Raw genomic sequence first — 11379 nt, 5'->3', positions numbered from 1 at the left:
GTTGAGCGCCGACAGACCTTGCCGGTACTGTCCAACGTGCTGCTGGTTGTCGAAGGCCAGCAACTGTCGCTGACCGGTACCGACCTGGAAGTCGAGCTGGTTGGTCGCGTGCAACTTGAGGAGCCGGCTGAAACAGGTTCCATCACCGTGCCTGCGCGCAAGCTGATGGATATCTGCAAAAGCCTGCCCAACGATGCACTGATCGACATCAAGGTCGACGAGCAGAAACTGGTCGTGAAGGCCGGTCGTAGCCGCTTTACCCTGTCGACCCTGCCATCCAACGACTTCCCGACTGTGGAAGAAGGCCCGGGTTCGCTGACCTGTACTCTGGAGCAAAGCAAACTGCGTCGTCTGATCGAACGCACCAGCTTCGCCATGGCCCAGCAGGACGTACGTTATTACCTCAACGGCATGCTGCTGGAAGTCTCGGCCGGTGTGATCCGTGCAGTGGCCACCGACGGTCACCGTCTGGCGATGTGCTCGATGCAGGCCGATATCGGTCAGCCGGATCGCCATCAGGTGATCGTGCCGCGCAAAGGTATCCTTGAACTGGCACGTCTGCTCACCGAGCCGGACGGCAACGTCAGCATCGTGCTGGGTCAACACCATATCCGCGCTACCACCGGTGAGTTCACTTTCACCTCGAAACTGGTCGACGGTAAATTCCCGGACTACGAGCGCGTTCTGCCAAAGGGCGGCGACAAGCTGGTTCTGGGTGATCGTCAGGCATTGCGTGAAGCATTCAGCCGTACCGCGATTCTGTCCAACGAGAAGTACCGCGGCATCCGTCTGCAACTGGCCAACGGTCAATTGAAGATCCAGGCCAACAACCCGGAGCAGGAAGAAGCGGAAGAAGAAGTGGGCGTCGAGTACAACGGCGGCAATCTGGAAATCGGCTTCAACGTGAGCTATCTGCTCGACGTGCTGGGCGTGATGACCACTGAACAGGTTCGCCTGATCCTGTCCGACTCCAACAGCAGTGCGCTGGTGCAAGAGTCCGACAATGACGACTCGGCTTATGTTGTTATGCCGATGCGCCTGTAATCAGCAGAAACTAGATGTCCTTAAGTCGCGTCTCGGTCACCGCGGTGCGCAATCTGCACCCGGTGACCTTCTCCCCCTCCCCCCGAATCAACATTCTTTACGGCGCCAACGGCAGCGGCAAAACCAGTGTTCTGGAAGCCATTCATCTGCTGGGGCTTGCACGTTCGTTTCGTAGCACGCGGCTGTTGCCGGTGATTCAGTACGAGCAGCTCGCCTGCACCGTGTTCGGCCAGGTCGAATTGGCCGAGGGTGGACATAGCGCCCTCGGCATATCTCGCGACCGTCAGGGCGAGTTCCAGATCCGTATCGACGGCCAGAACGCGCGCAGCGCTGCGCAACTGGCGGAGATCCTGCCGCTGCAGTTGATCAACCCCGACAGCTTCCGCTTGCTGGAAGGTGCGCCGAAGATTCGCCGGCAGTTTCTCGACTGGGGTGTGTTTCACGTCGAACCGCGATTCATGGCGACCTGGCAGCGCTTGCAGAAGGCCCTGCGCCAGAGAAACTCTTGGCTGCGGCATGGTACACTTGACGCCGTTTCGCAAGCGGTTTGGGACAGGGAACTGTGCCAGGCCAGCGCTGTAATCGATGAATACCGCCGCGCTTACATCAAAGCCTTGAAACCAGTCTTTGAACAAACCTTGAGCGAACTGGTTGAGCTCGAAGGCTTGACGCTCAGCTATTACCGAGGCTGGGACAAAGACCGGGAATTAAGTGCCGTACTTGCCGGTTCCCTACAGCGGGACCAGCAAATGGGTCATACCCAGGCCGGGCCACAACGCGCTGATTTGCGTCTTAGATTGGGCGCACACAATGCCGCGGACATCTTGTCCCGGGGTCAGCAGAAGTTGGTGGTCTGTGCCTTGCGAATTGCCCAGGGGCATCTGGTGAGCCAGGCCCGACGCGGTCAGTGTATTTATCTGGTGGATGACTTGCCGTCCGAACTGGACGAGAACCACCGTCGCGCGCTGTGCCGTTTGCTGGAAGACTTACGCTGCCAGGTTTTCATCACCTGTGTAGATCACGAATTATTGAGGGAAGGCTGGCAGACGGAAACGCCAGTCGCTTTGTTCCACGTGGAACAAGGCCGTATCACCCAGACCCACGACCATCGGGAGTGAAGGCATTGAGCGAAGAAAATACGTACGACTCAACGAGCATTAAAGTGCTGAAAGGCCTGGATGCCGTACGCAAACGTCCCGGTATGTACATTGGTGACACCGACGATGGCAGCGGTCTGCACCACATGGTGTTCGAAGTGGTCGACAACTCGATCGACGAAGCCCTCGCTGGCCACTGCGACGACATCAGCATCATTATCCATCCGGATGAGTCCATCACCGTTCGCGACAACGGCCGTGGCATCCCGGTGGACGTGCACAAAGAGGAAGGCGTTTCCGCCGCCGAGGTCATCATGACCGTCCTCCACGCTGGCGGTAAGTTCGACGACAACTCCTACAAAGTATCCGGCGGCCTGCACGGTGTAGGTGTTTCGGTAGTGAACGCACTGTCGGAAGAGCTGATCCTGACCGTTCGCCGTAGCGGCAAGATCTGGGAACAGACCTACGTCCACGGTGTTCCGCAAGAGCCGATGAAGATCGTTGGCGACAGCGAGTCGACCGGTACCCAGATCCATTTCAAACCGTCCGCCGACACCTTCAAGAACATCCACTTCAGCTGGGACATCCTGGCCAAGCGGATTCGTGAACTGTCCTTCCTCAACTCCGGTGTCGGCATCGTCCTCAAGGACGAGCGCAGCGGTAAGGAAGAGCTGTTCAAGTACGAAGGCGGCCTGCGTGCATTCGTTGAATACCTGAACACCAACAAGACTGCGGTCAACCAGGTGTTCCACTTCAACATCCAGCGCGAAGACGGCATCGGCGTAGAAATCGCCCTGCAGTGGAACGACAGCTTCAACGAGAACCTGTTGTGCTTCACCAACAACATTCCACAGCGCGATGGCGGCACCCACTTGGTGGGTTTCCGTTCCGCACTGACGCGTAACCTCAACACTTACATCGAAGCTGAAGGCCTGGCGAAGAAGCACAAAGTCGCCACCACCGGTGATGATGCCCGTGAAGGTTTGACCGCGATTATTTCGGTGAAGGTTCCGGACCCGAAGTTCAGCTCCCAGACCAAAGACAAGCTGGTTTCTTCCGAAGTGAAGACCGCGGTCGAACAGGAAATGGGCAAGTACTTCTCCGACTTCCTGTTGGAAAACCCGAACGAAGCCAAGCTGGTCGTCGGCAAGATGATCGACGCCGCGCGTGCCCGTGAAGCTGCGCGCAAGGCCCGTGAGATGACCCGCCGCAAAGGTGCGCTGGACATCGCCGGCCTGCCGGGCAAACTGGCTGACTGCCAGGAAAAGGACCCGGCCCTGTCCGAACTGTACCTCGTGGAAGGTGACTCTGCTGGCGGTTCCGCCAAGCAGGGACGTAACCGCCGCACGCAAGCGATCCTGCCGCTCAAGGGCAAGATCCTTAACGTCGAGAAAGCACGCTTCGACAAGATGATCTCTTCGCAAGAAGTGGGCACCTTGATTACCGCGCTGGGCTGCGGTATCGGTCGCGACGAGTACAACATCGACAAGCTGCGTTATCACAACATCATCATCATGACCGATGCTGACGTCGACGGTTCGCACATCCGTACCCTGCTGCTGACCTTCTTCTTCCGTCAGTTGCCGGAGCTGATCGAGCGCGGCTACATCTACATCGCCCAGCCGCCGCTGTACAAGGTCAAGAAAGGCATACAAGAGCAATACATCAAAGACGACGACGCCATGGAAGAGTACATGACGCAGTCGGCCCTGAAGATGCGAGCCTGCACCTGAACGACGAAGCCCCGGGCATTTCCGGTGAAGCGCTGGAACGTCTGGTGAATGACTTCCGTCTGGTGATGAAGACCCTCAAGCGTCTGTCGCGCCTGTACCCGCAGGAGCTGACCGAGCACTTCATCTACCTGCCGGCCGTCAGCCTGGAAATGCTCGGCGACCACGCCGCGATGCAGACCTGGCTGGCCAAGTACGAAACCCGCCTGCGCACTGTCGAAAAATCCGGTCTGGTCTACAAGGCCAGCCTGCGTGAAGATCGTGAACGTGGCGTGTGGCTGCCAGAGGTCGAATTGATCTCCCACGGCCTGTCGAACTACATCACCTTCAACCGTGACTTCTTCGGCAGCAACGATTACAAAACCGTAGTTTCGCTGGGCGCTCAACTGAGCACCTTGCTCGACGACGGCGCGTACATCCAGCGTGGCGAACGCAAGAAGCCGGTCACCGAGTTCAAGGAAGCCCTTGAATGGCTGATGGCTGAAAGCACCAAGCGTCACACCATCCAGCGATACAAAGGTCTGGGCGAAATGAACCCGGATCAGCTGTGGGAAACCACCATGGACCCAGCGCAGCGCCGGATGCTGAAAGTGACCATCGAAGACGCCATTGGCGCAGACCAGATCTTCAACACCCTGATGGGTGATGCGGTCGAACCTCGCCGTGACTTCATCGAGAGCAACGCTTTGGCGGTTTCCAACCTGGATTTCTGATCTGTTCAGAACACCAACCGAAGCCATGAAAGCCCCTGTTGACGTAACGTCAGCAGGGGCTTTTTTGTTCTTAGATGAAGTCTGTCCAAGCTGCTCGAGTATTCGGAGTATCGGCATTTTCTCCCCGTTTTGGCACGAGCCAGAGATGCCTGCGATAACAGCGGCCACGCCATTGAAGACCATTTCGAGGACGCGCTCGGAATGGTTGCGATTGGTTCTGGCGCTCAGCGAGAGTTACAGGATGTAAAGCTGTCGCGGTATGCGTGTTATCTGGTGGTTCAGACGGTGACTCCAGCAAACCGGTAATTGCTGCTGGGCAAACCTATTTCGCCTGTACGGCGGACTTGATCAGAAAGCCATTCACCAAAGAAAAGGTTTGAAAAAGAGTCAGAAGATTCTGGACCACATGGGCTCGACCGAATTGGCAGCCAACCTGTTTCGCGCTACTCAAGCTGAGGAAAAGTTGCGTCGCGACAATATTCAGGGAAAGTAGGAAGCCAATCAGGTTCATCTGGCCGTTGGTCAAAAGATCCGGGAAACCATTGCTGAACTGGGTGGCACCATGCCGGAAAATTTGCCGGTTCCCGATACCAGCATCAAGCAAGTCGAATCCGCGGCAATCAAACAGAAGAGACAATCACTGGAAGAGTGAAGAGGACCCACAACGGATCTTCATCACTCACTCGCCGTCACACTCTCCAACCGATACCCATACCCGTAAATCGTCAGCAACTGCCATCCCCGCTCCGCCGTCAGCCCCAGCTTGTTGCGCAGGCGATAGATATGCGTATCCAGCGGTCGTGACGACGACATCTCCTCATGCGGCCAAAAACGCTCATACAGATATTCCCGAGACAGAGGCCGGCCAAGGTTGCTGAACAGGCAGAGCGCTAGCCGATACTCACGGTCGGTCATGACAATTGGTTTGCCATCGCGGGTGACGGTCAGTTCGGCGTCGTCGAAGGTCAGGTCATTGAAGGTCTGTACTTCAGCGGCGGCGGTGCGTTGTTGGTAATGCCGGCGCAAGACTGCCGCGACCCGTGCTTTCAGTTCATTGGGCCGGAACGGTTTGCTGACGTAGTCATCGGCGCCAGCGTTCAATGCCTGGACGATATCGCTTTCGCCATCGCGGCTGGTGAGCATGATTGCTGCCGGCGGCGCTTCCATGTGTTCGCGGGTCCAGCGCAGCAGGGCCAGGCCGGTGAGGTCGGGCAATTGCCAGTCGAGGATCAGCAGGTCGAAGGTTTCCCGGCGCAGTTGCCGCAACAGGTCCTCGCCGCGTTCGAAGCTGTGCAATGACCATGGCTGGTCTCCGGCTTCGGCCATTTGCTGCAGGGTCTGTTCGACCCGGCGCAGTTCGGCGGGTTCGTCGTCCAGTATCGCAACGCGCATACGCGATCATTCCTTGTTGCTTGGGCAGTTGGCCAACAACCATAGCGGCTGAGGCCGTGGAGTGAAAGTAAGCAGTCCGCCGTCGGTCGACGTCCGCTATGATTCTTCGGTCTACGTCCTCAGACCTGTGGCTTATGAAACCATTCACCCCGCCCTGCCCTTTTTCCCGCACGCCTTTATTCATATGAGCACCCCGCATCGGCGTGAAAGCCGAGAGCCGAGCCAGGTTCAGCGTTTGTTCCGGCGCCTGGTGCGCGAATGGTTGTGGATAAGTCTAGTGCTATTGCCGCTGACTGCGCTGTTGTCGTATCGCGCGCAGATCAATTTGCACGACGACTCGCCGGGCTGGAGTGCATTGCTCTCGGTCGGACTGGTGGCCTGCGTCCTTGGGTTTTTGTTGTGGCGCCCGCGCCTGGCGCTGTGGCTGACCTTGATCGGAATTGCCTGCGTGCTGCTGACCAGCGCCGGACTCGCGGAAATGCGTGACTGGTGGTCACCAACCCCTGCGGCGCTCGGCATGTTGTTTGGTTACCTGATCTGGAACTGGCGGCGCCTGAACGGAGTGCTGACGTACTTCGGTTGGGAGCTGGCGCGTCTGGACAACGAACCCAAGGTGTTTCCCGAACGCCGTCGTGCGCAATTTCCCACCGCTGACCGCTTGCAGGGACAGATCATGGCGCTTGAGCAGGCCATGAGCCGCACTCGCGATACCCGGCGTTTCATTGCTGACGGTCTGGAATACCTGCCGGTTGCGACCCTGATCAGTGACCCGAAAGGGAAGATCCTGTTGGGGAACCGCAAGGCACGTCAGCTGTTCGATAACGATCTGGTGGGTGATGAGGTTCTCGATCAACTGGCGCAACTCGGTTACCCGGAGTTGTCCACAGATCCGCGCCCGCCATTGTCTGCTCTGCCGCTGCTGGAGTTCCGTGATCACAAGGAGCGCAGCCTGCGTCTGGAACGCGCCGCGCTGTTGCCGGTGGACGGTGACACGCCGATTGGCTGGTTGCTCAGCCTCACCGACCTCAGCGCCGAACGGGCCGCCGAAGAACAACGCGGCGTGCTGCTGCGCTTCTTGTCTCACGATCTGCGCGCACCGCATTCGGCGATCCTCGCGCTACTCGACGTTCACCGGCATAAGTCGGGCACTGACTCCCCGTTGTTCGAACAGATCGAGCGTCAGGTACGCCGCGCGCTGGACCTGACCGACGGCTTTGTCCTGTTGGCGCGGGCTGAGTCCGAAGCTTACGAGTTCCAGCCGAGCCTGTTTGCAATGCTGGTGCTCGATGTACTGGATCAGGCGTTGCCGATTGCCCAGCAAAAGGGCATCGAACTGCTGCACGAGATGGACGAGCACTCCCAGGAGCGTCTGGTTCTGGCCGACCAAGGGCTGCTGACCCGGGCGTTGTTCAATTTGCTGGAGAATGCGATCAAGTACAGCGGGGATGGCACCACGGTTCAACTGCGCGTCAGCTGTCACGAGGATTGGCTGTGTTGCGAAGTAACCGATCAGGGCAAAGGGATCGCCGCCGACGAACTGCCGGACCTGTTCAGCCAATACCGGCGCTTTTCGTCAGCCAAAGGCATTGATGGCGTGGGGCTGGGGCTGTCGATGGTGAAGGCTGTGATTGATCATCATGGCGGCCGGATCGAGTGCCACAGCGCGGTCGATCAAGGCACGACGTTTCGTCTGGAGTTGCCCCTGATCATCGAATGATCACGCATAAAAAAACCGGCTATATCAGCCGGTTTTTTTACATCCGAAAAAAACTTATGCACCTTTTACGGTGTTTTATGAGCTTGAGAAATATATAAGTAAATCAACCACTTAATTTACGATTTCAAGCCTTTTCAGCAAAACCGTACACAGGTTATCCACAAAATCTCAGACAGCCACTTGATCATTCTGCGCGGGTGCCTGTGGTGCCGGTGGCAGCGAACCCATTTCACGTTGGGTCTGCTCGTTCCAGGCCTGGACCCGGTCGTTCAGTTCGGCGATGGCGCGGGGCCCGGTGCCGTTGGCGTACATCGGCTCGCCGATGACCACGGTGATCACACCGGACTTCTTGCCCCAACCGACTTTCGGCCAGAACCTGCCGGCATTGTGTGCAATCGGCAGCACCGGAAGCTCGGCGTTGACTGCCAATGCGCTACCACTGCGCGAGAACTTGCCGACGGTGCCAAACGGCACGCGAGTGCCTTCAGGAAAAATCAGCACCCAGACATTGTCCTTGAGCAGTTCGTCACCTTTGGCCGCCACTTGCTTGAGCGCGGCTTTCGGGTTGTCACGGTCAATGGCGATCGGCCGCAGCATGGCCATGGCCCAGCCGAAGAACGGCACGTAGAGCAATTCGCGCTTGAGCACCTGGCTCAAAGGCGAGAAATAAGCGGAGAGAAAGAACGTCTCCCAAGTGCTCTGGTGGTTCGACTGAATCACGCAGGGCCGGTCAGGCACGTTTTGCGCACCTTTGATTTCGTAACGGATACCGAGAAACACCTTGGTCAGCCAGAGGGCGCAACGACACCAGTACACGTTGATAAAACGATATCGCGCCTTGAACGGCAGAAAGGGCGCGATAAAAAAGCTCAGGCTGCACCACAGCAAAGAAGTGGTGCCCAGCAGCAGGTAAAAGAGAAAAATTCTGATGGCCCGCAGTATCGACATGGCGACGTTTACCGTTACGGGCATTGCCCGGCTGTTCAAGCGCACCCCCGATCAATCCCTGGTCAGGAACGTCAGAAGCACTCTAGTTGTGGATAAGTTCTGCGGCAATCGCCGCCAGATCGTCAAAAATCAGGGTGCCAAACGGCAAGGTTTTGCCCTGAGTCTTTTCGCCTTTCCCGGTCTTTACCAAAACTGGCTGTGAATCGACGGCTTTGGCGGCCTCCAGGTCACCAAGGCTGTCGCCGACAAACCAGACGTTGGTCAGCTCGACGTTGTAATGCGCTGCGATGGTTTTGAGCATCCCGGGTTTCGGTTTGCGGCAATCGCAGCCCTCGTCCGGCCCATGCGGGCAATATACGATCAGCCCGACTTCACCACCCTGCTCCGCCACCAACTCGCGCAAGCGCGCGTGCATGGCGTCGAGGGTGACGAGGTCGTAATAGCCGCGAGCAATGCCCGACTGGTTGGTGGCGACCGCCACCGTCCAGCCGGCCTTGCTCAACTGCGCAATCGCCTCGATCGAGCCGGGCAGTGGAATCCACTCCTCCACCGACTTGATGTAAGCGTCGGAGTCGTAATTGATCACTCCGTCCCGATCGAGAATCAGCAGTTTCAACAGCAATCCCTCAACCCAGCAGCGAAATGTCGGCAACACCGAGGAACAGACCACGCAGACGCGCCAGCAGCGCGTAACGGTTGGCCCGCACATTGGCATCTTCGGCATTGACCATCACGGCGTCGAAGAACGCGTCCACCGGCTCGCGCAATGCGGCCAGGCGTGCCAGCGATTCGTTGTACTGACGCGCTGCTGCCATTGGCTGAACTGCCTGATCCGCTTGCTGGATCGCCGAGTACAGCGAGAACTCGTTGGCGTTGTCGAAGTATTTGGCTTCGACCACGGTCGGTACCGAGCCTTCGACTTTGCTCAACAGGTTCGATACACGCTTGTTCACGGCGGCCAATGCTGCGGCTTCCGGCAGCTTGCGGAACGCCTGAACGGCTTGCACACGCTGATCGAAGTCCAGTGCAGAACCCGGCTTCAGCGCACGTACCGACAGATAGGTCGCAACATCCACGCCTTCGTCTTCGTAACGCGCACGCAGACGATCGAAGATGAATTCCAGCACCGATTCGTTGAGACCGGCAGCCTTGATCCTGGCGCCGAACGAATTCACGGCGAAAGCCACGGCGTCGTTCAGGTCCAGATCCAGTTGTTTCTCGATCAGGATACGCAGCACACCGAGTGCCGCACGGCGCAGGGCGTACGGGTCTTTGCTGCCGGTTGGCAGCATGCCGATACCGAAGATGCCGACCAGCGTGTCGAGCTTGTCAGCGATAGCGACAGCTGCACCGGTCAGGGTCGCCGGCAGTTCAGCGCCGGCACCGCGTGGCATGTATTGCTCGTTCAGCGCCAGCGCGACATCTTCCGGCTCGCCGTCATTGAGGGCGTAGTAGTAACCGGCGACACCTTGCATCTCCGGGAACTCGCCGACCATTTCGGTCGCCAGATCGCACTTCGACAGCAGGCCTGCACGGGCAGCCCACGAGGCGTTGCCGCCAATGCGTGCGGCGATGTACGCAGCCAGTTTCGAAACACGTTCGGCCTTGTCGTAGACGCTGCCGAGTTTTTCCTGGAACACCACGTTCTGCAGACGCAGGTTGAAGTCTTCGAGCTTCTGCTTCTTGTCTTGCTTGAAGAAGAACTCGGCGTCGGTCAGGCGTGGGCGAACCACTTTCTCGTTACCGGCGACGATCTGCTGCGGGTCTTTGCTTTCGATGTTGGCCACGGTAATGAAACGTGGCAGCAACTTGCCGTCGGCATCCAGCAGGCAGAAATACTTCTGGTTGTCCTGCATGGTGGTGATCAGCGCTTCCTGCGGCACATCGAGGAAGCGTTCCTCGAACGAGCACACCAGCGGCACCGGCCATTCAACCAGCGCGGTCACTTCGTCGAGCAGCGCCGGCGGAACGATTGCCGTGCCTTCCTGACGGGTAGCGAGTTCTTCGGTGCGCTTGCTGATGATCTCGCGACGCTCGTTGGCATCGGCCAGAACATAAGCGGCACGCAGGTCGGACAGGTAGCTGGTCGGCGAACCGATGCGCACGTTTTCCGGGTGGTGGAAACGGTGACCACGGGAGTCACGGCCAGCCTTCTGGGCGAGGATGGTGCAGTCGATGACCTGGTCACCGAGCAGCATCACCAGCCACTGGGTCGGACGCACGAACTCTTCCTTGCGCGCACCCCAACGCATACGTTTCGGGATCGGCAGATCGTTCAGCGAATCTTCAACGATGGTCGGCAGCAGGCTCGCAGTCGGCTTGCCGGCGATGCTCTGGCTGTAGCGCAGTTTCGGACCGCTCTGGTCGATTTCGCTCAGATCAACGCCGCACTTCTTGGCGAAGCCCAGTGCTGCTTGAGTCGGATTGCCGTCAGCATCGAATGCAGCCTGACGTGGCGGGCCGTCCAGGTTGATGCTGCGATCCGGTTGCTGGGTGGCCAGCGCGGTGATCAGTACAGCCAGACGACGCGGCGCGGCGTAGACGGTTTTGCTTTCGTAGCTCAGGCCAGCGGCTTGCAGGCCCTTGTCGATACCGGCGAGGAACGCGTCAGCCAGGGTGTTCAGGGCTTTCGGCGGCAGTTCTTCGGTGCCCAGTTCAACCAGAAAATCTTGAGCACTCATTGTGCAGCCTCCAGCTTGGCCAGTACTTCGTCACGCAGGTCCGGGGTCGCCAGCGGG

At 58.5% G+C, this 11379-nt stretch carries 8 protein-coding genes and 1 pseudogene; 4 read left to right on the top strand and 5 right to left on the bottom strand.

Going from position 1 to position 11379, the window contains the following annotated elements; genetic code table 11:
- From dnaN to gyrB, 3 genes and pseudogenes are all read left to right on the top strand, one after another.
- The coding region (gene dnaN, locus ACIOZM_RS30355) for a DNA polymerase III subunit beta (RefSeq protein WP_401221059.1) at window positions 1–1044 on the top strand (1044 nt) is incomplete at its 5' end.
- Window positions 1045–1058: 14 nt separating this feature from the next.
- Window positions 1059–2162, top strand: coding sequence for a DNA replication/repair protein RecF (gene recF, locus ACIOZM_RS30350; protein ID WP_401221057.1), 1104 nt, complete (start codon window positions 1059–1061; stop codon window positions 2160–2162).
- A gap of 5 nt (window positions 2163–2167) precedes the next feature.
- Window positions 2168–4584 (top strand): annotated as a pseudogene (gene gyrB / locus ACIOZM_RS30345) (DNA topoisomerase (ATP-hydrolyzing) subunit B).
- Window positions 4585–4906: 322 nt separating this feature from the next.
- Here the strand turns inward: gyrB and ACIOZM_RS30340 are convergent.
- Entirely contained in the window at window positions 4907–5188 is a 282-nt protein-coding gene (locus ACIOZM_RS30340; RefSeq protein WP_401221055.1) for a hypothetical protein, read from the bottom strand.
- Between the two features lie 71 nt (window positions 5189–5259).
- Window positions 5260–5976 (bottom strand): response regulator transcription factor, encoded by a 717-nt coding sequence (locus ACIOZM_RS30335; RefSeq protein ID WP_401221052.1) that lies wholly within the window; start codon window positions 5974–5976, stop codon window positions 5260–5262.
- Window positions 5977–6160: 184 nt separating this feature from the next.
- Between ACIOZM_RS30335 and ACIOZM_RS30330 the strand changes: the two genes are divergently transcribed.
- Complete coding sequence (locus tag ACIOZM_RS30330) at window positions 6161–7693, top strand: sensor histidine kinase (protein WP_401221065.1); 1533 nt, start codon at window positions 6161–6163, stop codon at window positions 7691–7693.
- Between the two features lie 168 nt (window positions 7694–7861).
- Here ACIOZM_RS30330 and ACIOZM_RS30325 read toward each other — a convergent pair whose 3' ends face one another.
- From ACIOZM_RS30325 to glyS, 3 genes are all read right to left on the bottom strand, one after another.
- On the bottom strand, window positions 7862–8641 hold the full coding sequence (locus ACIOZM_RS30325) for a lysophospholipid acyltransferase family protein (protein ID WP_401221062.1): 780 nt from the start codon (window positions 8639–8641) through the stop codon (window positions 7862–7864).
- Between the two features lie 82 nt (window positions 8642–8723).
- Window positions 8724–9263, bottom strand: coding sequence for a D-glycero-beta-D-manno-heptose 1,7-bisphosphate 7-phosphatase (gene gmhB / locus ACIOZM_RS30320; RefSeq protein WP_401221049.1), 540 nt, complete (start codon window positions 9261–9263; stop codon window positions 8724–8726).
- Window positions 9264–9267: 4 nt separating this feature from the next.
- Window positions 9268–11322, bottom strand: a complete 2055-nt coding sequence (gene glyS / locus ACIOZM_RS30315; protein ID WP_401221047.1) for a glycine--tRNA ligase subunit beta — start codon at window positions 11320–11322, stop codon at window positions 9268–9270.
- Window positions 11323–11379 lie beyond the last annotated feature (57 nt).

It is taken from the genome of Pseudomonas sp. NPDC087346, assembly GCF_044744235.1.
In the GTDB taxonomy this organism is placed as follows: domain Bacteria; phylum Pseudomonadota; class Gammaproteobacteria; order Pseudomonadales; family Pseudomonadaceae; genus Aquipseudomonas.
Note: the sequence above shows the minus strand (reverse complement) of the source record. Positions and strands in the feature narration are given on the sequence as shown.